This window comes from Nostoc sp. C052 (genome assembly GCF_013393905.1).
Classification (GTDB): domain Bacteria; phylum Cyanobacteriota; class Cyanobacteriia; order Cyanobacteriales; family Nostocaceae; genus Nostoc.
In genome coordinates this window covers 2,719,425-2,743,880 of record NZ_CP040272.1, presented here as the reverse complement: position 1 = coordinate 2,743,880, position 24,456 = coordinate 2,719,425, and the positions used below count along the sequence as shown (strand labels likewise).

The 24,456-nt window shown below is 40.4% G+C and carries 20 protein-coding genes and 1 pseudogene; 6 read left to right on the top strand and 15 right to left on the bottom strand.

Annotated elements, in window-relative coordinates; genetic code table 11:
- Positions 1-127 precede the first annotated feature (127 nt).
- Positions 128-373 (bottom strand): HNH endonuclease, encoded by a 246-nt coding sequence (locus FD723_RS10890; protein WP_179065354.1) that lies wholly within the window; start codon positions 371-373, stop codon positions 128-130.
- Between the two features lie 7 nt (positions 374-380).
- The gene (locus FD723_RS10885; RefSeq protein ID WP_179065353.1) at positions 381-1,478 is read right to left on the bottom strand and encodes a Gfo/Idh/MocA family protein; all 1,098 of its coding nucleotides are present in this window, start codon (positions 1,476-1,478) and stop codon (positions 381-383) included.
- A 725-nt stretch (positions 1,479-2,203) separates the two neighbouring features.
- Here FD723_RS10885 and FD723_RS10880 point away from each other — a divergent pair.
- Both FD723_RS10880 and FD723_RS10875 read left to right on the top strand, forming a co-directional pair.
- On the top strand, positions 2,204-2,956 hold the full coding sequence (locus tag FD723_RS10880; RefSeq protein WP_179065352.1) for a hypothetical protein: 753 nt from the start codon (positions 2,204-2,206) through the stop codon (positions 2,954-2,956).
- Positions 2,957-3,073: 117 nt separating this feature from the next.
- On the top strand, positions 3,074-3,748 hold the full coding sequence (locus tag FD723_RS10875; protein WP_179065351.1) for a calcium-binding protein: 675 nt from the start codon (positions 3,074-3,076) through the stop codon (positions 3,746-3,748).
- Between the two features lie 627 nt (positions 3,749-4,375).
- Here the strand turns inward: FD723_RS10875 and FD723_RS10870 are convergent.
- From FD723_RS10870 to FD723_RS10845, 6 genes and pseudogenes are all read right to left on the bottom strand, one after another.
- Complete coding sequence (locus FD723_RS10870) at positions 4,376-4,795, bottom strand: endonuclease domain-containing protein (RefSeq protein WP_179065350.1); 420 nt, start codon at positions 4,793-4,795, stop codon at positions 4,376-4,378.
- Between the two features lie 208 nt (positions 4,796-5,003).
- The gene (locus tag FD723_RS10865; RefSeq protein ID WP_179065349.1) at positions 5,004-6,710 is read right to left on the bottom strand and encodes a DUF262 domain-containing protein; all 1,707 of its coding nucleotides are present in this window, start codon (positions 6,708-6,710) and stop codon (positions 5,004-5,006) included.
- A gap of 157 nt (positions 6,711-6,867) precedes the next feature.
- A complete protein-coding gene (gene acnB / locus FD723_RS10860; protein WP_179069110.1) occupies positions 6,868-9,528 on the bottom strand; it encodes a bifunctional aconitate hydratase 2/2-methylisocitrate dehydratase in 2,661 nt (886 codons plus the stop codon).
- Positions 9,529-9,815: 287 nt separating this feature from the next.
- A pseudogene (locus tag FD723_RS10855) lies at positions 9,816-10,711 on the bottom strand (DUF4351 domain-containing protein).
- Positions 10,712-10,873: 162 nt separating this feature from the next.
- Positions 10,874-11,275 (bottom strand): hypothetical protein, encoded by a 402-nt coding sequence (locus FD723_RS10850; RefSeq protein ID WP_179065348.1) that lies wholly within the window; start codon positions 11,273-11,275, stop codon positions 10,874-10,876.
- 805 nt (positions 11,276-12,080) lie between these two features.
- Entirely contained in the window at positions 12,081-12,296 is a 216-nt protein-coding gene (locus FD723_RS10845) for a hypothetical protein (protein ID WP_372743799.1), read from the bottom strand.
- A gap of 163 nt (positions 12,297-12,459) precedes the next feature.
- On the opposite strand from FD723_RS10845, the gene FD723_RS10840 reads away from it, so the two are divergent.
- The 4 genes from FD723_RS10840 (at position 12,460) to FD723_RS10825 (ending at position 15,012) form a co-directional block, all read left to right on the top strand.
- Positions 12,460-12,780 (top strand): 2Fe-2S iron-sulfur cluster-binding protein, encoded by a 321-nt coding sequence (locus tag FD723_RS10840; protein ID WP_179065347.1) that lies wholly within the window; start codon positions 12,460-12,462, stop codon positions 12,778-12,780.
- 148 nt (positions 12,781-12,928) lie between these two features.
- Positions 12,929-13,111 (top strand): hypothetical protein, encoded by a 183-nt coding sequence (locus FD723_RS10835; RefSeq protein ID WP_179065346.1) that lies wholly within the window; start codon positions 12,929-12,931, stop codon positions 13,109-13,111.
- A 196-nt stretch (positions 13,112-13,307) separates the two neighbouring features.
- Positions 13,308-14,372, top strand: coding sequence for a DUF3326 domain-containing protein (locus tag FD723_RS10830; RefSeq protein WP_179065345.1), 1,065 nt, complete (start codon positions 13,308-13,310; stop codon positions 14,370-14,372).
- Between the two features lie 43 nt (positions 14,373-14,415).
- The gene (locus FD723_RS10825) at positions 14,416-15,012 is read left to right on the top strand and encodes a CPBP family intramembrane glutamic endopeptidase (RefSeq protein ID WP_179065344.1); all 597 of its coding nucleotides are present in this window, start codon (positions 14,416-14,418) and stop codon (positions 15,010-15,012) included.
- Positions 15,013-15,100: 88 nt separating this feature from the next.
- On the opposite strand, the gene FD723_RS10820 is transcribed toward FD723_RS10825, so the two are convergent.
- The 7 genes from FD723_RS10820 to FD723_RS10790 form a co-directional block, all read right to left on the bottom strand.
- Entirely contained in the window at positions 15,101-17,224 is a 2,124-nt protein-coding gene (locus FD723_RS10820) for a polysaccharide biosynthesis tyrosine autokinase (RefSeq protein WP_179065343.1), read from the bottom strand.
- Between the two features lie 68 nt (positions 17,225-17,292).
- Positions 17,293-18,453 (bottom strand): DegT/DnrJ/EryC1/StrS aminotransferase family protein, encoded by a 1,161-nt coding sequence (locus tag FD723_RS10815; RefSeq protein ID WP_179065342.1) that lies wholly within the window; start codon positions 18,451-18,453, stop codon positions 17,293-17,295.
- A 429-nt stretch (positions 18,454-18,882) separates the two neighbouring features.
- Positions 18,883-19,509, bottom strand: coding sequence for a sugar transferase (locus tag FD723_RS10810; protein WP_218651811.1), 627 nt, complete (start codon positions 19,507-19,509; stop codon positions 18,883-18,885).
- A gap of 22 nt (positions 19,510-19,531) precedes the next feature.
- Positions 19,532-20,731, bottom strand: a complete 1,200-nt coding sequence (locus FD723_RS10805; RefSeq protein WP_179065341.1) for an ATP-grasp domain-containing protein — start codon at positions 20,729-20,731, stop codon at positions 19,532-19,534.
- A 5-nt stretch (positions 20,732-20,736) separates the two neighbouring features.
- Complete coding sequence (locus tag FD723_RS10800; RefSeq protein ID WP_179065340.1) at positions 20,737-21,927, bottom strand: glycosyltransferase family 4 protein; 1,191 nt, start codon at positions 21,925-21,927, stop codon at positions 20,737-20,739.
- Positions 21,924-23,171, bottom strand: a complete 1,248-nt coding sequence (locus FD723_RS10795) for a glycosyltransferase family 4 protein (protein ID WP_179065339.1) — start codon at positions 23,169-23,171, stop codon at positions 21,924-21,926. Before FD723_RS10795 ends, FD723_RS10800 begins: the two co-directional genes overlap by 4 nt.
- Before the next feature lie 38 nt (positions 23,172-23,209).
- On the bottom strand, positions 23,210-24,304 hold the full coding sequence (locus FD723_RS10790) for a hypothetical protein (RefSeq protein WP_179065338.1): 1,095 nt from the start codon (positions 24,302-24,304) through the stop codon (positions 23,210-23,212).
- Positions 24,305-24,456 lie beyond the last annotated feature (152 nt).

The window sequence follows — 24,456 nt, the reverse complement described above, 5'->3', positions numbered from 1 at the left end:
ATTAACATTCCCCTTTAACCTTTCCCCCTTTCCCGACAAGAGTGCAAAAGGCACTTTTGCAAGATGTCTAATGTATCCCAAACCCTAATTGTAGAGACGCGATTTATCGCGTCTTGATTGAGAACCGTCATAAATCAAAATGCCGCCGGAAACGGGGATCAATATTGTCTGTTTTCTGCTGATTGCATTTCAAGCAAAGAGTTTGCAGATTGCTGATATCATTTTGACCGCCACGGGCAAGGGGAATGATATGGTCAATGCTGAGGTTAGTTTCTATGGTAGTTTTACCGCAGCTTCGGCATTGGTATTGGTCACGTTGAAAAACATATTTCTTTACTTCCGGCGGGATATGAATGCGAGGGGTTTTGCTCATTTGATTTCTAATTACTAATAAATCCTTCCAAGCTGGGAACATCTACCCAGCTTGCTTTTTGATGAGATTCATGGGATAAATCCATCAACAACTGAGAATAAATTCCTTCTCGTAGTGATGGTGTAATTTCCTGATTGCGTTCAATTCCCTGTACCCATTGGTCTACTACGCGGATAAACGCCGAAATACGCCCATCAGCATGATTCTTGGGAAAAACTAACCGATTCGGTATTTCTATTTCCGTTAGAGGTTTACCTGCCTGGGAACCCCAAACCCGAAAACCATGTATATAATCTTTTTGATTTTCACTGCCCACTATTAATGTACCGCGATCGCCATATACTTCTAACCAATGGGTTCTTGGTGCATGAACAACCGCACTGATAGAAAGTTGACAAGGTGTGCCATCTGCCAATTCCAGGGTTAATATACAGTTGTCATCTGTATTCACTGGCTTAGATTCCCCACTCACAGTGTCAACTCGTGTGGGAATCGCAATAGTTAAATGGGCGTTTAATCTACGGACTGGCCCAAATAACCAGTGAATATAATCAAAGGCGTGAGAACCCAAAGATCCTAATGCACCGCCTCCCTTATCTTTGTCAGAGTACCAATTCCAAGGGCGTGAAGTATCAGCACGAGAAGAACCTAACCAATCAATTTTAATTAGGCGTAACTTACCCACATAGTTTTCTGACAATAATTCTGCAAACAACTGCCATGCTGGTACAAAGCGGAATTCAAAATCTACAGTCGCAATCACGCCTTTTGCTTTAGCTAACTCATAAAGTTCTTTGGCTTCACCGACATTTAAAGTTATCGGTTTTTCTAGTAATAAATGTTTCCCAGCTTGCAATACAGTTTTTGCCATTTCATAGTGCAAAAATGGCGGTGTAGAGACGCTAACTGCTTGCACTTCTGGTAATGCCACAATATCTGTAAGTGAGTCGGAAGCGTGAGGGATATTATGAGATTCTGCTATGGCTTTGGCTTTATTGATATCTCGGTGATAAACAGCAACTACTTCAGTGTGAGGATGTGCTTGGAATCCAGGGATGTGGACTTTTTGACCAAAGCCGGTGCCTGCGATCGCAATTCCAATCATATCATTTTTGCTCCTATTGATTCCTCATTAAACCACGATAATCTTACCCTGCAAAAGGTATGCTTTGTTTTTTATCGCAAAACTCTAATTTTCAATTAATAATAAGAATGCTCACAATTGTCAGCTTTGATAGCAGCAAAAAAAATACAGCAAATACTTGAAATATCACCTTTAATAAAATTAATTAAATGACAAAAATTAGTAACCTGTCTATGGATTTACAGATAATTATCTACGTTAATTATCTATAAATAATCCAAACAATAGCTTAAAATCTGAGTATTTATCTGTCATATTTTTTAGGAATAGGTTTTATTTACCAGACTATGCCTCTTGAAAGCTGATGCGGAAGAAGTATGAGATAGAGAAGGCTAAAACTGCCTGAGAAACTACTACAGAAAGCTTCTTGCGGGGAATGCGGTAAATCAAAAAACGCTACATTGTTGATTAAAACTATTTTTTTGATGCTGCAATAGACTCTGCTCCAGCATAACCCATCGCTATTTGTTCTTATTCGCTGATAGTCTTTGATAAGGAACAATTATATACAGCTAATATCAGGCATTTTTATGTATATTAGCTATGCAACTTTTAACGCAGTCTGATTTGTATGATGTTGAGAATACTGCAAAATAGGAATTTCAATGATTTTACTTGTCTAAATACTAATTAGAGTTTATAGTGATACGGTGTTTCTCGTTTCACTTTCTCGGCAGGTTTCTACCATGAATTATTCTCGCAAATTACAAAAGTATTTTGCATGTTTCTCTTTGTCTGTAGTATTAGCATCTGATTTATTACTCACACAAAAAGTTCCTCCAGTTTTAGCCCAAACAGTAAATTCATCTATTGGTAATGCTGTGACATTCACTTGCGGTGATAGTGAAGCAACAATCAAAGCTAAAAATGGCCCCAGAGTAGTTAGTGGAACAACAAGCTTTTACATTGGTTATCGGCAAGTCTCATCTAATAACAAAAATCCTAGAACTATCCGCTTTAATAATGGGATAAAAGCCTGGTGTCGTGATGATTATGAAACAACTGGGGACGATGGTACAGGTTATGGATTGTATTGGGATGGGGGCAATGTTTTATATGGCGTTTACTCTTCCACTGGCAGTCAGACAGGTAATGATTTTCGCCGCTTTGCTACTGGGCGTTGGTTGTCTAGCTATGGTAGCGGAGGCGGGCCAAAAGTTGCAGTTATAGCCCGGATTAATCCAGCCAATGGCGAGGTTTATTATGCCACATTTTTATCTGCTAAAAAGGCGGATGATGGCAAAACTAACTCTTTAGTTGTCAATGCTCTCTCATGGAACGGCACAAATTTGACTGTGCAAGCAAAATCATGGTGGACTCCCCGTCGTGCCAATACAAATTCCATGAATTGTTCTGGTTCATCACCTTATCAATACACAGTTATTTTCACTGGCGATTTAACAACAGTGAATTCTGCTTCAGCAAATACTTGTAGTTAAAAAGAAGAATTTAGCGGTCACATTGCTCAATTTCTCATTGTAAATCCTCTAAATCTCCCAATTTATCAGGCGATTTAGAGGAATTTTTGTCTAGACTGTTGACTATAGCAATCCTAAATGAGTTCTGATTATGCTAGTAATGGTCGGAATGGTCAAATTACTGCAACATTAGGAGCCGGGAATTACTATGTTGGAATTGCAGCCAATACCAACGTTAATTCCAATTATTCCTTACAGTTAGCCAACAATACCAGCACAAGCAATCAGCGTCTCACTGGTAATGCACTGAATAATACTCTGATTGGCGGTGACGGAAACGATCAATTGCAAGGGTTAGCAGGAAATGACACCCTCCAAGGAGGTAATGGTAATGATATTCTCACTGGTGGAACTGGTGATGATTTACTTTGGGGAGGACAGGGCGATGATATTCTTAATGGTGGAGCCGGGAGGGATAAATATCTGTTCCAAAGTAGTGGGGTTTTTAACACAAGCTTAGGTGTTGATTACATAACCGAGTTTGAAATTGGACAAGACCAGATTGTGCTGAGTAAAGCCACCTTCAATGCTATTACTAATACTGTAGGACAGGCTTTCACTAACTTTGCAGTTGTCAGTGACGATCAATTTGTCAATGCTAGTAGTGCGCGTATTGTCTTTAGTCAAAGTAGTGGCAGCCTATTCTATAACCAGGATGGTAATGCTTTGGGTACAGGAACAGTGTTTGAGTTTGCCCGTTTAGGAAATCCTGATATTACTCTGAGTAGTAGCAATTTCAGTCTGATTGCCTAGCTTTTTAGGTATTAAACTGTTCGTCATCTAGTTTTACAAGGCAATCTAAGACAGGAAACGGTTTCAGGCGCTAAATTATCAAATTTAAATGCGCGACAGCTTACATACGGCAACATCCCAATTTTGTAAATTTACCAAAATCGTTACTTGTCATTGCGTTCGCCCCTGGCGTTCCCGAAGGGTATGAAGCTTTTGCAGTAGCGTCTCCAAAAGTTGTGGAATAAAGCAATCGCACATCTGTAGTTTGCGATTGCTTTGCTTCACTGCGTTCCGCTCGCAATGACAAATTATAGTTTCTCTGAGATAGACGAGTACTGAAAACACTAGATTTTCAGACATTCACCGACTTATTTAATAATTGTGCGATCGCGCTTTTGCTCAAATCGTATTAGGGTGTGTATACAGTAATATTAAAAAGCTTTTCAGTGTTTCAAGGAAAAATTCTGTAGATGTCTTTGCGGTGAGCAACTCGTTGGCAGATTAATGTTTTTGTTTCTTGATCAAGAGTAACGCCAATTTTAACAGTTCTCGCGATCGCATAGATTGACCTCTCCCCCAACCCCTCTCCGAGGCGGAGAGGGGAGCCAAATTTCTCCCCCTTCCCTCGCAGGGAAGGGGGTTGGGGGGTTAGGTCTGTTGAGAACAGGCTGTGGAAATACGCATCAAAACTTTATCAAGTTCGTGTCTCACTTCTTCATTTTTAATTCGCAACAAACGCAGTCCCCTTGCTGACAAAACTTTGTCCCGTTCTGCATCATATTCAGTTTGTTGTTCATGAATTTTGCCATCTACTTCTATCACTAATGCAGTTGCGTGACAGTAGAAATCTGCAATAAAGCCATTGATAATCTGCTGACGGCGAAAGTGCAAACCATTCAGGCGATTAGCACGAAGATGTTGCCAAAGGATTTTTTCTTCTGGTGTCATTTGCTGACGAAGTTCTTTAGCACGTTGCACTTTAACTAAGTCTGCTTTGTATCCAATTACAATATTGCGAGTTCCCTCTTTTTTCGATGGATAAGGTTCTTGGGGTGTTGGATTATTCATTTATGAAGTATAAAATAGGTGTTTATTTTTTATGATTGACCTCTCCCCCAACCCCTCTCCGAAGCGGAGAGGGGAGCCGGATTTCTCCCCCTTTCCTTGTAGGGAAGGGGGTTGGGGGGTTAGGTCTGTGTGCGAAGTGCGAGGGTGCGATCACAAGTCTATAAAGGACTTAACCAAGTATTGGTATTCCTTGAATGAAATACTTCTTTTATCTAGGCCAGACTTTAATAGCTATATCAGCTAAGTATTCTGCACGTTTTTTGATTGCTTCTTCATTCCAAACATTTATTTGTCTAAAATAATGATTCAAGGACAAATTGCTAGTATTGAAATATGCTAGCTTTTCTGAAAAAGGTTTATTACCCATCTCAGAGTTATATCCTGTTAATGTGAGGTTACCTAACGTATGTAGCCATTTCTTCTGGACATAAGCATGATTTCCCCCTAACATTGTTTTCCATTCTTTATTTAATGTCTGGGGCATGATATGTTCAATAGTTAAACTCTCTGACTTAACTTTTTCTTTAGTAAGAGATGACTCTAGACTCTCTAAAAGAAGCTTCGCTCTATCACTTAAACTTGTAGTGTATACACCTTTGGTAATAATCCCATCACGCAATGCATCATCATCAGGCCAAACTTTGCTCTTATCATAACCCTTCAAGACTTGTTGTAATCCATCAACCACATCACTAGGGTTTACTTTCTGGACTTCAGAGTACAAAACATTGAAAACTGATCCTAAAGTTTTGGTGGAAATTCCAGCAAATAAACGACGTACAAAATAAGACTCTAGATAACGCAAAATTTCTTCAAACTTATTAAGCGATAAACGTTCCTCTTCATACTCGTGATAAACATTTAGTAAGAATATATGACAAGTTGTAAAGTCAAGCCTTTTTAATCGTTGGAAGAAATATCTTAATTTAATCTCTGGTTCTTGCTCACAAAAATTCAGACGCTGGTAATACTTGGCAAACTGTATAAGGTTTTGTAGCTCAGACTTTACACCAATCTTTGAAGTATCAAAGCGTTTTTTGATATTTCTGTAAATTTCTTTTTGATTAACTGCCTCGCCATCTTTACGTAAATAAAACCAAAATGCATTTGTTAATTCATCTGCGTACTCTTTTTTGCTAACACTAGATTTAAAGCCTTCTACAAAAGGTAACCATTCATTCTCGTATACCTCTTCTCGTTCTTCATGAGGTAACCTCATAAATATATAGTTGCGAACTAAGTCTACCTGGGTTAATTCTTCTCCTTTGTTATTTAAACTTTCAAAAATAAGATATGGGTTATCGTTTGCATCAGAAGTTATATTTACTATAACTAATTGTTCTAATATAATTTTTTTTAATTTTGTTAAATCAAGAGGTATATCTTGTTCCAGAATAGGTTCTTTCAGCCATTTATAAAAAAACTTATAAGCTTCATTTATTTGCCCTGACTGCGATTCTGGATTTTTGGTTTTAGCTGTTTTAGCTGTTTTAGCTTCAACTATATTTTTATATGCGTCACGATCATTTTGAGTAGGTAATACTTTAAAGTAATCGTCATTTTTATGATATTTGTTAATTAAATAAAATTCATATATTTGTTCAGACATTTGTTTATCATCTTTTTTAAGATGATTTCGTAATGCTGCTAAGAGAATACTAAGGGTGGTAAGACGTTGTTGCCCATCTATTACAACATATGGAGTGATGCCGTCAGCTGTTCCTAATTCTGCTTGTGTGACTATGGGGCCAAGAAAATAAGAACCTTGTACTTCATCATTGTAGAGACTCATCAAATCTTCCCACAGAGTCTCCCAATTTTCCTGTTTCCAAGAGTATGGTCGTTGAAAAAGAGGTATTTGAAACTGTTTACCACCTTCTAGTAAGTTACGAAGAGTTGTTTCTGATGCTTTCATGCTTGTTATTTGCTTTATGTATTATATACGATAATAACTAATTTTTTGTATTATCAAAGACTTCAATGTGAGGGATTTATATTAAAAAGCCCGCTAATGCGGGCTTCCTTCTTGTAGCCACAGATTAAAACCTGGGGCATTTCACGTCAATTATTACCTACCTCGCCACAGTCGGCATACCCAAAATATCCTCAAGCTTGGGCATATCTTCCAACGCAATCACACGCCCTTCATCCTCAAAACCAGCAATTTGATCGAAGTTCAAATACCGATACAAATCATCTGCAAAAGGCTCAATTTTACTCGCCACAATATCCAAGTATTCTTGCACTGTCGGCAGTCGCCCCAGCAGCGCACAAACTGCGGCTAATTCTGCTGAACCAAGATACACTCGCGCATCTTTACCCATACGATTATTGAAGTTGCGGGTAGAGGTAGAAAACACTGTTGTGCCATCAGCAACTCGCGCCTGATTTCCCATGCATAAACTGCATCCGGGCATTTCTGTTCTAGCACCCGCAGCGCCAAAAATGCTGTATACACCTTCTTCTTTTAATTGGTGTTCATCCATACGGGTTGGTGGTGCTATCCACAGGCGGGTTTTTACTTCACCTGCACCTTCCAAAACTTTTGCTGTTGCCCGATAATGACCAATATTTGTCATACAAGAACCAAGGAATACTTCTTGTACTGGATCGTTAGCAACTTCCGATAATAACTTAACATTATCGGGGTCATTGGGAGCAGCTACAATTGGCTCTTTGATTTCGTTCAAATCAATTTCAATTATTTCGGCATACTCTGCATCGGCATCGCCTTCTAATAACACGGGATTTGCTAACCATTCTTCCATCTTGGCCACACGGCGCAGCATGGTACGGGCATCGTGATAGCCTCGTGCTATCATATTTTTCAGCAGCGCTACGTTGGAACGCAGATATTCCGAAATTGTCTCTACACTCAGCTTAATTGTGCATCCGGCACAAGAACGTTCGGCACTGGCATCAGTGAGTTCAAAGGCTTGTTCAACTTTTAAATCTGGCAAACCTTCTATTTCTAAAATTCGCCCAGAGAAGACATTTTTCTTATTCTGCTTCTCTACTGTCAGCAAACCTTTTTGAATTGCCACGTAGGGAATGGCATTCACGACATCGCGCAGGGTAACACCTGGTTGCAATTCACCTTTAAATCTTACCAATACTGACTCTGGCATATCTAAAGGCATGACACCCAATGCGGCTGCAAAAGCTACCAACCCAGAACCGGCGGGGAAGGAAATACCTAAGGGGAAGCGGGTGTGAGAGTCGCCGCCAGTTCCCACGGTGTCGGGTAGCAGCATCCGGTTTAACCAAGAGTGGATGATACCATCACCGGGACGGAGGGCGACACCGCCACGAGAGGCAAAGAAATCGGGGAGTTCGTGATGAGTTTTGATGTCTACTGGTTTAGGATAAGCAACAGTATGGCAGAAACTTTGGATGACTAAGTCTGCACTGAAACCAAGACAGGCGAGTTCTGTCAATTCGTCGCGGGTCATGGGGCCTGTGGTATCTTGAGAACCAACAGTGGTGATGATTGGTTCGCAAGATGTGCCGGGACGCACACCAGGTAATCCACAAGCTTTACCTACCATTTTTTGCGCTAGGGTGTAGCCTTTCCCTGTATCAAAGGCTTGCTGGGGACGGGTGAAAACGGTGCTGGGTTCTAAACCGAGTGCAAGACGGGTTTTGTCGGTGAGGGTACGTCCAATAAGTAGGGGGATGCGTCCACCTGCGCGGACTTCATCGAGGATGGTGTCAGGTTTGAGGGCAAAAGTGGAAATAATTTCGCCTGCTTCATTGGTGATTTCACCTTTGTAGGGATGGATGGTAATTACCATGCCGGTTTCGAGTTTGGTGACATCGCACTGAATAGGCAAAGCACCGGCATCTTCTGCTGTGTTAAAGAAGATTGGCGCGATCGCACCACCTAAAACATAACCCCCAGCGCGTTTGTTTGGCACAAAAGGTATATCATTTCCTGTATGCCATAATACTGAGTTGATGGCAGATTTACGCGAGGAACCAGTACCAACTACATCTCCCACGTAAGCTACAGGATGCCCTTTTTTCTTCAACTCGGCAATGGTTGCCAAGCTTCCCGGTTGCCGTGACTCTAGCATCACTAAAGCGTGTAAGGGAATATCTGGGCGAGTTGTGGCGCTTTGGGCGGGGGATAAATCGTCGGTATTGGTTTCGCCAGGAACTTTAAAAACGGTGACAGTAATCGCTTCTGGAACTGTAGGGCGGAGGGTAAACCATTCAGCTTCCGCCCAAGAGTCAACTACCCGTTTGGCGTAAGGATTGGTTTTCGACAACTCTAAAACATCATGGTAAGCGTCATACACCAAGAGGATTTTGCTTAAGGCGTTGGCGGCGTAGGCGGCGATGGGTTCCTTTCCTTGTCCGCCCATTACTAGAGGTGTTTCGGATGAGTCGGAGAGGGATACAGTGGGCAATTGCAGCAAATCAATTAAAGATTGCACATTGTAACCACCGATCATTGTACCTAGCAATTGCACTGCTTCGATGGGCGCAATCAACGGACTGGTGATTTCTTCCTTAGCAATGGCGGTAAGAAATCCAGCTTTGACATAAGCTGCTGGATCAACACCAGGAGAAACGCGATCGCTCAATAAATGTAATAATATCTCCTCTTGACCCTTGGGCGGATTTTTCAGTAATTCACATAATTCTGAGGTTTGCTTTGCATCCAATGGTAAGGGGGGAATACCGAGTGCTGCTCTTTCGGCAACGTGTTTACGATATTGTTCTAGCATTTTTATCTTCTCCATTGGGATTTTCTCCCTTTAATTATGAAATATTTTTAGGCAATACTTGGCTATAAAAGTTTAGCTTACTTTTATGATGAAAGCCTTACTGGTAATCGGTTATTAGCAACTTTTTTATACTGAAAGTTTGAAAAGTATGAGGCGAATAGAATTTGCTACTACACAAACAAAGTCCACCGACCTGTACTAAGAGTAAATCAAGAATTTTTAACCCACGTAGGTGAGTTTTGTCTGTATAGCCGCGACTTCTAGTCGCTAAGTGTAGTAATAATAAATTAGATTGATTGTTGGTTTAACCAAGTTTCTAAATCAGCAACACTAGAAAAGTCTAGTAATGCTTCTCCTAAATTCTCTAATTGTTCAATCGATAAACCTCGAATTTGCTCGATTAATGACGTATCAATCTCACCAATACGGCAATTGAGTAAGCGTAGAACTAAACGTTGTTCTCTTTGTTTATTTCCTTCTTGTACAGCTTGTTCTCTGTCTCTTTGATAAAGTGGTTCTAATCGCATAATTAACTCCCTATCATCTGCTTCTAATTCTTGGTTTACTCTCAAGTTTTCGCGCAAGTTGTAAACTAATTCTAGAGTTGCTTTTTGGTATGGATAATCTAATGGTAACGCTTGCAACTCGATAATTGCTTGTGACTGCACACTTCCCCTGCCTAAAAGCCTCAACCATAATGTTTCTGGTATTTGCGGTAGTTGGTGTATTGCTACAATTGCTGTTCGCAAGGCATCTGGGAGAAAATGCACTCCTGATAACCAACCTGCTTTTTGCATAGTTCCAAAGCTAGACAATCTAGTTTCAGATATGGTTGGTGTAAGAACCCACAATTTGGGAATTTCGGAGTCCTGAAGTTTGGTTTTATTGGCTTTAGCTTCTCGTCGCAGGAGAGCCTTAATTTCTAATAATTTTAAAATACAGTCGCAGATTTCATCGATAGAAGCTGGATTGCGATATGGTTCTATAATCGCAGGCTGTTGGGCAAATCTTCCTAACAAACCCAGTATTTGTATATTAGAGCTTTGTTGTTTGGCAGGAGTGAATAAAAATCTATTTCTTTAATCTCTCCTGAGACTTTTTCTGATGCTTTGACTTCTCCGTAATCTTTTAGTAGTTCTTCTAGATAGTCTTTGGCGAATTTATCATGTATAAACCTGGTCATTCAATTTTAATATTTTGGAAGTTCTAGGTTAATGCAAAGTTTTATTATATAGCAGTCCTGAATCATTCATGATGAAATAGATCCCCGACTTCTTTGAGAAGTCAGGGATCTGGACAACTTGAAAAAATTAAAAGCAGATTTTATAAGTCTTTTGACTTACTGTTAGGGCGTGGCAGTTATTGCATTTTGATCTGATGTTTTATCTGTATTAGATTTTAAGCGTGTCAATCTGCTTTTACGGATACGTTCGCTGTCTCTAACGCCGCCTGCAAGTTCATATTCATTGCTGTTTTTGCCGTACTTGAAACCCACCCCCATCAGCATTTTGTCTGAAACCTGACTTAAGGTTTTTTCCATTTCATCCAGCTTTTTTCTAGAAGAGTCAATCATAGCTATAGCAGCGTTATAATCATCAAGCATATTGTGAAAATTGTCTATTAATTGAGTTAGATTTTGCAAGTTGTAAGTATCATTAAAATTGATATTTGGATCGATAGCTTTCAGTCCGGCAACTCTAAACTCAGCTTTTTCTAAAATCCGGGAACTACGTTTTTTTCGAGGCATAAATTTACACTTTTAAAAGCTTTACAGAGCTATTTTGTCTCAACTAATCTGCATTCTGGTTCAGCAAAAAGCACATTTTTCGTAGTAAAAAGTTTTATTTATATCGGTGATTTCTCGGAATTTAATCACCAAAGGTTGATTTTTAGCAAAAAAATATTATGTTTAAGCAATAGACAATAAGGCACAGCATTGCTCATACGTGTCAACTTAACGTGAAACCCTTGTTAAGACATGATATTCAGATATCTTAACTTACCATCACTCTTTGCGTTACCCCACCCTGTTTTTGTCTAAAGCCAAAACTGCCCCTCTCCTTGGCAAGGGCAGAAGTTAGGGTGGGGTAAAACACTTGTAGAGTAGGCATTTGAGCTTAAGTTGACATGTATAAGCAATGCTGTACCCTACAAATTGTCTGTGTTCCATGCAATTAAGAACCGCTATCAGCGATTGCTTTAACTTTAAGGCTTAATGCTGTAATTTTAAGGCTTTATGTTCTAGCTCTAAGGCTTAATGTTGTAACTTTAAGGCTTTATGTTCTAGCTCTAAGGCTTAATGTTGTAACTTTAAGGCTTTATGTTCTAGCTTTAAGGCTTAATGTTGTAACTTTAAGAGTCAACCTTATAACATTGATGACTAAAGTTTGTTGGTGAGGGCAATCATCGCTACATAGTGTATATTGTTGATTTACAGCGATCGCAGAGTTGGAAAAGATTTCAATAAAAATGAAAGGCTTATTCTATAAGCCTTTTGACTTACGCGTAGGGTATTAGTCTGTGATACATTAACAGAGATACTGCCAAAAATCTCAATAGTATGACAATCGCTTCTCGTACCAAACCCTGGTCAACTTCCAAAGGTTGATACAGCAATGCGCGTCACCCAATTCCACATACAGCGACCAAACCGCCTTCTTTTGTGTGGTGTCAACTTTCCAAGCCATCAAACCAATGCCAAAAGGCAGAGTTACAGATACAGTCTCTAAAGAAACGCGATGCCTACGGCGGGCTACGCCTACGCGCATATTTATAGTAAGCAAATTTAACTAATTTATTTGTGTATTTTATAGTAAAATATTTTGAATTAGTAGCTAGAATTTAACCTAAATTTTTATAGTAAAATCTGGATATTTTTAACTAATTCAGATAAACTAAGAAATTTGTCCGTAGATCGCACTTCTTTTGTATATGTCCAAAACTTACACCGTAGAAATTAATCATCAAGGCAAAATTCATACTTTGCAAGTTCCCGAAAATGAAACGATCTTATCAGTTGCCGAGGATGCTGGTTTGGAATTGCCCAGTTCTTGCAATGCTGGTGTTTGCACAACTTGCGCCGGTCAACTATCTGAGGGGACTGTAGATCAAACTGATGGTATGGGCGTAAGTCCAGATTTACAAAAGCAAGGTTACGTGTTGCTTTGTGTTGCCAAACCCCTTTCTGATTTGAAACTTGAGACAGAAAAGGAAGACATCGTTTATCAGTTACAATTTGGCAAAGGGAAATAATCAACGAACAGTTATCAGTATATCGGATGATTATTCATCACTGAGTAACTGTTCACTGAACATGACAAAATATGATAAATAACATAAATATTTCATCGCAGATAAAGTCAGCTATTCTAGAAACTACAAATCAAGAGGATTTCCCAAGATGACGACTCATTTTATTACCGCAGAAATTGATTTACAAGAAACTCCCGCAGAATTACTAGAAGCAATTGAAACAGAGTTGAAGAAACAAGGCGAACCCTTGCGTTGGGCAGTTACCTCTGTAGACGTTGACGAACAACAAGCGACAGTTGAAGCTGTGGTGACAAAGAGTGCTGAATCCTAAATTAGAAGTGAAAAGTTGAGAGTGAGCAAAGGTTATTTCATTTTCATCTAGCCCGCCTCAGAATAAATTCTAAGTCTAATAGCAAAAGTCGTCTCAAGACGACTGAGTAGAGGTTATGGCCCGTTTTAACAGACTTTAGTTCTGGGCGGTTTATGTCTAGAACGAAATAGCCCTGGAGAGTGGGAAATAACTTAAAATGAATCGTCCATACACTGCTATCTTAATTGTACCAACTGGCGTTGGGGCTGCTATTGGGGGTTATGCAGGAGATGCTTTGCCTGTTGCTAGGGTTATAGCACAGGTTTGCGATCGCCTCATAACTCACCCCAATGTTCTGAATGGCGCAAGTTTGTATTGGAATCTCCCTAACGCTTTCTATGTTGAAGGTTACGGACTTGACAAATTTGCCTCTGGATGCTGGGGTTTGCGTCCAGTCCGCAGCAACAGAGTAGGTTTGCTTTTAGACCAAGCTATTGAGCCAGAATTACGGCTACGACATATACAAGCCGCCGATGCAGTCAGAGCCACTCTCGGATTGACTTTAACAGATTATGTAATTACAGATGCACCATTAAATGTAGAATTACGGACTACAGCATCAGGCGCTAGTTGGGGAACAATTGGCAACCCAGATAGCTTGTTACGGGCAGCTGAAATATTAATTAAAAAAGCGGGAGCAGAAGCGATCGCAGTTGTTGCCCGTTTCCCCGATGATATGGATGAGGAGGCAGTACAAAAATACCGCCACGGTGAAGGCGTAGATCCTTTAGCCGGTGCAGAAGCCGTAATTAGCCATTTGCTAGTGCGAACCTTTCAAATTCCTTGCGCCCATTCTCCCGCCCTTTTAAGCGAACCTCCCGAACCTGATTTATCTCCCCGTTCCGCCGCCGAAGAATTGGGCTATACCTTTTTGCCCTGTGTCCTTGTAGGATTAAGTCATGCCCCACAATTTATAGTAGAGAAAACAGCGATTGCATCAAAGAAAGGTGATATTTGGGTAGATGAAGTAGATGCTGCGATCGTACCTGCAACTGCCTGTGGTAGCAGTGCCTTACTGAGTTTAAGTCAAAGACGATGCCAAATAATTACAGTAGAAGAAAATAAAACTCTGATAAAAGTTCCTCCCCAGCCGTTGGGGATCAAATCTATACAGGTAAACTCATATTTAGAAGCAGTAGGTGTATTGGTAGCACATAAAGCAGGCATCAACCCCTCTGCTCTCCGTCCTAAATTATTACCTTTGCAGCCAATTAGTCATTAGTTATTGGTCATTCCTGCTCCCTTCCCCCTCCCCTTAAAAACCCGTGGTTGAACAACAAAAGCAAGAGCCAGAAATTCCATACCTGACGCGCATCCAAATACTTGGGGCGATGGGAGCGACTGCAATCATTTTGTTGATAGTCGCCAAACTTTCGTTATACTTTGGCAACTTTTCCCTATTTTCTTGGGACTTAAACCAAAGAGAGTTGCTGTTGGGCATAGGGCTAGGGTTCGTCATCACTGCCTTAAGTAGCTTAACTTATCGCCTATGGAGTGCCTATCGTAAAAGTGCAGATTATTACCTAGAAGTGGTACTGAAGCCTTTAGCTTTACCAGATTTAATATGGCTGGGGTTACTACCGGGATTAAGCGAAGAATTATTATTTCGAGGTGTAATCCTACCAGCTTTAGGCTCTGATCTTACAGCCGTAATTGTATCGAGTCTTTGCTTTGGCATCTTGCATTTTAGCGGCTCCCAACAATGGCCTTATGTAATTTGGGCAACAATTGTCGGCATCATATTGGCATATAGCGCCCTGCTCACGGGCAACTTATTAGTGCCGATTGTCGCTCACATTATTACCAACTGGATTTCTAGCTATTTCTGGAAAATGTGGCAATTGTCAGCAATTAAAAAATAAAGGATCTTCAGTACTAATCAATCTGCCAAAAAGCTAAAAATATTGCTTGACAACAAAAACTGTCTTATAGATATCGGCTCTAGCCCTTTCATATATTGGCTAATTTTCTCCCAACTACTGCGTTAACAACTTGTCCCAGAACATTCTGACCGGATTTTTCTAAAATTTCACAAGCAACAGCAGCCTGAGCAGAATCAACTACCCCAGGACGAACTACCAGCAACACGCCATCAGTCATTTGTCCCAAAGTGGCTGCATCAGCGGCAATGTTTAATGAAGGAGCGTCAATAATTACAAAATCATAGTTATTAGCAAAACTTTGAATCAAAGAAGCCATCCGTTTAGAATCAAGCAGAGATGCCGGGGAGGGAGGTACTGCTCCAGTAGTCAGCACATATAAATTATTCATAACCATTTTGACAACGGTGCTGATTTGGGTTTCTTCCAGAATCAGATTACTCAGACCTTGATTATTAGTTAATTCCCAAATTTGGTGTTGAACTGGGTGATGGAAATCTCCATCTATCAGTAAAACTTGATGCTCCATCTGTGCCATTACTATTGCTAAATTAGCTGCTACTGTTGACTTTCCTTCTCTAGGTACAGAACTAGTCACAACAATAACTTTTAACTCTTTATCACCACGTTTAAACTTTAAATTTGTCCGCAACATCCGATAAGCTTCACTAATTGGGGAGTGAGAAGTATCTTTCACGACAGATTTTGAGGTAGATAAGTCTCGCTTTTTATCCTTGAAATCAGATTTTTGAGGTTTGCTAAAGGCAGGAATTACGCCTAATAAAGTCAATCCGATTAATTCCTTTGCTTCATCAACAGTCTTAATAGATTTATCTCTTACTTCCAAAATATATATAGTTGCCAAAGCAGCTATAACAGCCAGCAAACCTGAACTCAAATACGAAAGCATATTAGAAGAAATCGGCTGGTCAGGAATTTGAGCTTCAGCTATCAAACTAGCATTACCGACGTTCTGATTTTCTGCAATTTGGCTCTCTTGCAATTTTTGCAACAAAAGTGAATATGTAGATTGTGATGCTTGTACTTTGCGTTCTAGCTGGCGCTGTTGTTGTTCTAATCTGGGCAAAGTTTTCAGTCTTTCTTTGTAGACTGCTTGTAATTTGGATAAAGTTGCGGCTTGGCTAACTAAACCCATACGAGTTGACTCCAATCCGATTAGGTTTGCAGTCAGTTGTTGTTCCAACGCTCCAATCTGGAAATTGCCATTAAATTGTGCTTTATTTGCCCCTAAAACGTCTGTTGTTCGCTGTTGTATTATCTTTTTTAAAGCTTCTAACTTATTTTTTAAGGTAATAATTTCAGGATGTGATTCCCGCAAAATAGTTCGCCTAGTTGCAAGTTGAGACTCTAACTGCTGGACTTCTTTGAGAATGTCTTGTAACCCAGAAGATTGACTCAGAGAGGTCTGAGCTAATGCCTGTTTTGAATCCATATTCAACTGCTTACGGATATCTTGAGACTGGGCATTGACATTGGCAATTTGAGATTGAACCTGGCTAGATTGCCTTTGTAAGTCTGTAATTAAATCTAGTGATTTAGTTGTTTCTTCTTGCAGAGAAACAACTTTATTCTTATCTTGAAACTTTGCTAGTTCACCCTCTGCTTTTCTGACTATTAATTCTGCATTTGGCAACTCCTTTTGAAGGAATTTGCGGGCTGCTGCTGCTTCTTTTCTTCGAGAAGACACGTTGTATTCTAAATAGATATTCATCACCGTATTAACTACATTAGCAGATTTTTTAGGATCTCTATCCTTGTAGGAAACTGATAAAATATCAGATCCCTTAATATCTTTAACGGTTAATTTTTTTAGAAACTCTTTTGGTTTTAAAGCCTCCCTTTGATCGTTTGTCAAAACAAGTCTATCTATAGTTTTTTGCACAAGGGGTTCAGACTTAATAATTTCTGCTTCTGTATTTAGAGGATTAGTTTTCTGATCCTGTGTTACTGTTTCTAACTTCCCTATCCCCTCTCCTACTCCCGTCAAGGAGGAGATAGTATTTGTTCTTTGAAACAGTAGCTTTCCTTCTGCCTCATAAGCAGGTTTTTTTAAAGATGAAATCAGTACAAAAAACAGAAAAGTTGGGATAAAAACAGCTAAACTTGGTCTCCAACGACGCTTCAGTATTTGCCAATATTTATCAAATGTTAAAGACGATGTTTCGGATTCCATAAATTAATTTTTTTTATTAGTAGAGATATATACAATCGAATACTAAAATTTTGCCAAAGCTTATCAGATTAAAGATGTCTTGCTAGATGAGTGGTTCGATTGCTATGGTAAACTGTGCCAATCGCATCAATTACCCGCTCCAAATCCTCATCTGTTAGGTTAGAACCAGATGGTAAGCAAAGACCTTGTGTAAATAACTTTTCTGCTACAAAGCCGCCAATACATTCACAATCAGCAAACACAGGCTGTAGATGCAAGGGCTTCCAAACAGGACGCGCTTCAATTTGTTGGTTAGCAAGTGCTAAACGTACTTGTTCTCGATCTACACCAAAGGCTTTTGGATCTATCGTTAGACAAGTCAACCAGCGAGTAGCATGTCCAAAATCTGCTTCTGGCATGAATTCTATTCCTGGCAGATTGCCTAAAGCTTGCTGATAAACCTCAAAGTTGCGTCGCCTAGCTGCTACGCGATCGCTCAAAACACACAACTGACCTCGACCAATGCCCGCCAAAACATTGCTCAGACGATAGTTATAGCCAATTTCTGAGTGCTGGTAATGGGGAGCCGGATCGCGTGCTTGGGTTGCCAAAAACTTGGCTTTTGCTACTAGTTCTGGTTTGTCGGAAACTAACATTCCACCGCCTGAAGTGGTGATAATTTTATTGCCGTTAAAAGAATAAATCCCAATGCGTCCAAAGGTTCCAGGGGAACGTCCTTTGTAGGTAGCGCCTAATGCTTCGGCTGCATCTTCAATTAAAGGAACCTCATAGTGATGGCAAGCTTGTAAAATTGGCTCGATATCTGCACTTTGACCGTATAGATGCACCAGCACAACTGCTTTGGGTAATTTGCCAATGCGATCGCGCGCTGCTAATGCTGCCGCTAACAACTCAGGATTCATGTTCCAAGAAGTGCGATCGCTATCGATAAATACTGGTTTGGCTCCCAGATACGTAATTGGGTTGGCGCTAGCAGCAAACGTCAAAGTAGAGCAAAAAACATCATCCCCATACCCAATGCCAACTAATTGCAAAGCTAAATGTAGAGCTGCGGTACCAGAACTGACAGCAGCAGCACTACTAGCTCCAGTTCTTTCACAAAATTCTTGCTCGAAAGCGTCTATATGTGGGCCAACAGGGGCAATCCAGTTAGTTTCAAAGGCTTCTTTGACAAATTCAAGTTCGCGATCGCCCATATGTGGAGTGGAAAGTAAAATTGGTTTTGCCATTACTTTGTCAAACTATTAACTCACTTAAATTTAGCATTCATCATCAAATTATCGCTTTCTAAAACTTTTATTAACTTTACTTATTAGGGAAATGTAAAGAATTCTTGAATCTATGGTTTTTTTGAAAAATCAGAAAATTATCATAGGTTTACATTACAACTGATTAAAACTATACGTTATATCAAGTCTTTTACACAAGACAATATAAATTTTTAGTTCTGACATATAAATTATAAGGTTAATTTTTGTTGTTAGTTTAACTTTATTATCTATTTATTTTTCTTCAAATGGTTATGAAATAAACCCGAAAAAACCTCATTTTTTCCTCAGAAATAAATATTTATCTTCATGTGCATTGCTTAACTTACTGTAAAATCTAGGGATGTACAACCAACGTATTAATAAGGACAAGTTGTACATCGTCTGAGATTAGCTATAAATTGTTTTAAAGCAATAGTATAAATCTTGCAATAAAGAACAATGTTTCATATACTCCAAATTTATTCGCACTTTATCTGGATAAATTATTTCATTGTTGTATAAAACTGGATCATTAACCTTTGCCAGTATCTCTTCCTCATTTTTGTAAGCGAGCGTAGCAGGTCCAGTAATACCAGGTCTTAGTAGGAGTAAGTGTTGAGCATCACCTTGTAATTTGTCTGCATAGCCTGAAACATCAGGTCTGGGACCAACTAAGCTCATTTCACCAACCAGTACATTCCAGAGTTGCGGCAGTTCGTCTAACTTCCATCGTCGCAAATAACGACCAATAGGTGTAATTCGTTGATCTCCCGCAACTGTAATTGAACTATCTTTTACTTTACGCACATACATTGTCCTAAACTTTTTGATTTTAAAAATTTTTCCCTTCCTACCGACTCTCTCCTGAGTGAAAAGTATAGGAAGACCAGATGTTAGCAATATACTTATAGCGGTAATCCCTATAATTGGTAATAGAATTACTAGACATACAGAAGCTACTATGAAGTCAAAAATTCGCTTTCCAAATTGAAGGTACATAGAACTAAAATTACTATTTACGACAATGCTTTTCACAAAAATTAGTCAATCAAATTATTTATTGCAGCATTTCTAGCACTGTTGGATTAATGTTTCCACCAGAAGCCAAGAAAGAATTACCGTAGTAGACAAATTCCATTAGTAAAGGCAGAGGATCGTGCCACCGAAAATCATCGTATTTACAATGGCGACCAGGAAAGATTATTCGTCCAAGAGAAGCAAGTGGAGCCAACTTTTTTCCGCTGCGAAACTCAGCTACAGATGCAATGATCTCGCCAACAATCCAGAGACTACTTACAGGTTGCAATGATGGTAAAAAGGACTTTGAATCTGGCGTGCCTGTAGTCAGCATAGTTATCAGCGCTCGCGGAAAATCATAGCCATTTTGAACAGCTAAATTCAGCGCTCCCCAAAAACGAGGATTCATCTCGATCAAATAGGCAGAGGAAATTTGAGTATCAGCAAGAAAGTCAAAATGTCCAATACCAGTCCAGTTCAGTGCTGCTGCCATCCTTTGCGTATACTCCAATAACAACGGAGAGTCGCAAGGTTCGCGCAACACACTCGTACCAAATCCTCCTTCTTTACAACGTAAATAGCGTTCGATAAAACAGGCTTTCAGTTCGCCTTCTTGGGCAAGAAAGCAACTTCCATAAACATTTCCTGGCAAATATTCTTGAAGAATTGGCATTTGGTGGTTTAATAAACCAAAGCCTTCCATAATTTCACGATATGTCCGATTAGCTTCTTCTACGGAATTGACGCGAAAAACACCTTTGCCACTGTTACCGCGCCGTGTCTTGATAATCAGAGGGAATCCTAGCTGCTCTGCTAATGAGTCTACTTCTGCCAAACTTGAAGGAGCAGCTGTCTTGGGAACCTGCACTCCAGCTGATTCAGCAACTTGAATAATTTCATATTTGTCTAATCCCCGTCTCAAGTCATTGCGAACAGGACAGGCAATCAGCAAATTCACAGGTAAGCAATCGCGATAAGTTTGGATTACCAAGCCATCCTCATGCATTGGTAGCAAAACATCTATCTGTCGTCGTTTCACAATCGCAGATAACTCAGTCACATATTGCTGCGGCTCTTTGAATGGATCTGGAACTAAATCAAAACCGCGAACAAACTTAGAAACGCGGGTCATGCTCCAACGTGTAGAGTCACATACATAGACTTCAAAACCAGCACAGCTAAGGCTTTCTGCTGCCACATACGCGATGCGGCACCATCCATAGGTTATTAGAACTCGCATTATAATTACCTCACAGTTCTGTAGAATTTGTTGTTTGAAAATTGCTCAACGTCTCTCACCTCTTCCATGACCTTGCTATATAAAGCTTCGTGTAGTTTCAAAATATGCTTTAGGTCATAAGCAGCTATGCGTTCGCGCCCAGACTTTCCTATCCACCGCGCATCTTTAGGATGATCCAACACCCAATTGATGGCTTCAGCAATACCTTGAATATCTCCTACCTCGACGAGGAGTCCACTACCTCCTTCTAACAATTCCTGAGTGCCTCGGATTCTCGTGCCGATCACAGGAATTTCTAAAGACAAAGACTCCATGACACTTCTAGGTAGACCCTCCTGTTCTGAAACCAGTATTGTCGCTACTGAAGCTCGCATCAGTGTTGGAATATCGTCCCGCCTACCTAAAAAATGAACTTGATTTTTCACTCCCATATCTGTTGCCAATAGCTGCATTTCTTCCAAAAGTGGACCCCGACCAGCAAAAGCTAAATGCACTTTAGGTCGAGATAGCTTTGCAAATGCCTGGATCACATCCCGATGATGTTTGCGGGGAATAAACTCAGCCACTGACAGCAATAGCGGATTTTCTGGAGATAATCCCAATTCCTCACGTACCCGAACTACTTCTCCTTCAGCAACCGCCTGGGGACTGTAATGCTCAAGATTTACACCAATTCCAGGCATATAGCGAACTCGTTCGGATGGCAAAATATGGTATTGCTTTGCTGCTGACTCATCGTCGCGATTAATCACAACTAGGTAGTCTGTCCACAATCCAGCCAATTTCTCCAAGCCTAGAAAAACAATATTTTTTAAGAGTTGCCCGCCACGATGAAAGTGAAAACCGTGTGCAGTATATATCACCTTGCACTTTCCTTGTTTGCTCAAATCCTTGAGGGCGTATCGAGTCACAAAAGCTGCTACTGGCGTATGTACGTGAACGATATCGTATTTTTCTTGCGCCATTAACTCTTGAATAATTAACGGAGCCGCCAGCAAGTTCTTGGGATCTAGAGGGTTACGCGACCATTCCACTTCCCAGACAATATCAAAAGCTTGCTTGCACTCATTACAATTTGAAACTCCCTGAGCCATTGCATCCACTTGCCAACCTTGAGCACGAAAATGATAGGCAAAAGGAAGCAGAAAAGCGCGGAGGGTTGATGAAATAGTAGTGACAATTAAAAGGCGTTTCATAGTCGTTGGTTGATCCACGCTTCGGTTTTCTCTCGAACATAAAGATAGAATTCAATTCGCTGTTCTCGGAGTACTTCATCTCTGTACTCTTTAGCTTTCTCTAGGTTGCGAGCAGACATCTGAGCCATACGTTCTGGATTAGTAACTACCTCTCGAATTTTGTTGGCTAAAGCACCCACATCACCAGGTAATACCATATCTTCAGGAGGTAGTAGTTCAGGAATGCCACCTACTGTAGAACCGATGCATGGTAATGCCCGCGCCATCGCCTCTACCATTGCTCTTGGCAAGCCTTCTTGGTAGGAAGGTAGAACAAATAAATCAGCTTGATCCAACGCCGCGGTTACAGTTTTCCCAGCCGACAACTGACCACGGAAACAGACTCGATCCCCTAAGCCCAATGCTAATGCTTGTGCCTCTAGTTCTTTTCTGTGCTTACCATCACCAACCATAGTCAATTTCAGGTCTATCCCCGCTTGCACACAGCTAGCTACAGCATTGATCAGTATGTTAGGGGCTTTATAGAGTTGAGCTAAGGTGCCTACAAAGATCAGATTTAAAGTCCTCGCCTCCTGATCAAATCGACGGGGAGTCAAAACTAAGAAATCCTCTGAAATATCTACGTCTGATATTCCTACTGAATAGTGAGAACAAGGGTATCTAGCCTGTAAAGCTTGTTTGGTGACATAGGCCGCTGCACAAGCCCCAGCGCACTGATGCCGCAATCGCTGGGGAAAAAACCAACGGAAAAATGATCGCAAAGGATGTCTAACGGAGCCAGGAGCAAAGACATCGTAGGGATCGGCAACCACTTCTACCGCATAGGGATGATGCACAGCACGCAGTTTAGGTTCGATACAAGAGGCAATTTGAGAACCTACTCTCAAAATCACTGCATCTGTTGGTTCCACAGCCTCTTGTACAACACGCTTTACCTGGCGCGATCGCAGCAAATATTGCATCGGACCAATGTAGTAGGGTACAGCAGCAAAGGAAACGCGATCGCCATCAACACGCTGCCAGTTGGCAGGTACTGAATCCACTGGCTGCACCCGCGCCACCACTCGCACCTGGTCAAAAACTTCTAGATAGCGCTGCCAAAAATAGTAGGCATTGGTAGTTGCCGTCCAGATTGCGCCATCAGGTGTACTGGCAAAACGGTGTTCAAGGATAACAACCACTGTTTTACACAGAGATGATTGAGAAATAATTGATGCTGTCAGAGAGATTTGTCGAGAAATCATATAAGAATCTTATTTGTTAGAAATATTTTGCCGAAACATTAAAGCAACCGATAGATTTGCACCTCCAAAGGAGGTATGGAAACTGCCAGTACTCCATACTTAGTGGAAAAACTAATGGGACGCTCATTCAATAAAGAAGTGACATGTAATGATGAAGATGGCAACTTGATCGACAAGCTTTGACGCTTTTGTGTAGTGTTCAAAACAACCAGAGTTTTTCGGCCGCGGGCTTGCCATATGCCTGTCATAACTTGAGGATAAGCTTGTAGTTCAATGCGTTGTAATGTTGCATCCAACAGCCACGGCTGTAAATACTTGAGTTCTTGGGCAATTGACTTCATTTCAGCCCACAATTGGGAATGATTGGGTAAATACCAACTCCTATCTCGATAGGTATAGTACAAAATACCTCGAACTCCTGCTAGGAGAGCTTGATAGGTCATATTGCGGATTTCTGCTGCGCTGGGTTCGCGTTCGGTCGGCCATTTAAATGTTTGCAAATTAGCGATGATCAAACTGCCATGCGAACTCAGGGCAGTTTCAACGGCGCTGTTAATTTCATAAAAAGTTGAATCTAGCGATCGATTTGCAACTGGATAACTCTGCATCCCTACCCAATCCGCCACATGCATATATCGCTTAATGACTTGGCGATTGCCATCAAACATACTAACATAGGTGGCGTGCCTCGGGTCTTGAGCTTTTACCTGAGTATGGACTCTAAGAATTTCTTGTGGTTGGTAATTGCGGTTAATGTCATCACCAATGCTCCAAGCTAAGAGAGCAGGACTGTTTTTAAAAGTCTGTAAAGATTGCGTGCGAGCAAAGTCCGCTTGATGATCGCTGATAATAGTCACCCCCAAGCGTTCAGCTTGCTTCAAAAGGGTTGTATGAGCACTTAAATTGTAATTAATGGATGTATGTAGCACATTAAATCCTGCATTGGCAATGTCTTTAAGTGCTTGTATCTGTCCCTCTAAAAATTGTTGAGGTGGTCTGTCGTAATCAACATAGTAGAAGCCAATTGGAAAAAAGGGTGATCCATTGCGGGAAAGCCTATGATCGGCTGGAATCACTGGATACTGAATCTGCTGTAAACGCTGGGGTTGATTTGCAAATAGAATAGTGCTCAAGAGTAAAATGATAAATCCAACTATCAAAACTCGTAAACAAAAAAATGTACTAAATGTACTAATATATTTATTTTTAAATATTTTCAAGATCAGATTTTTTGTCAGATACATCATTTTTCCATATACTAGATACTAGAAATATTTAGCTTTAT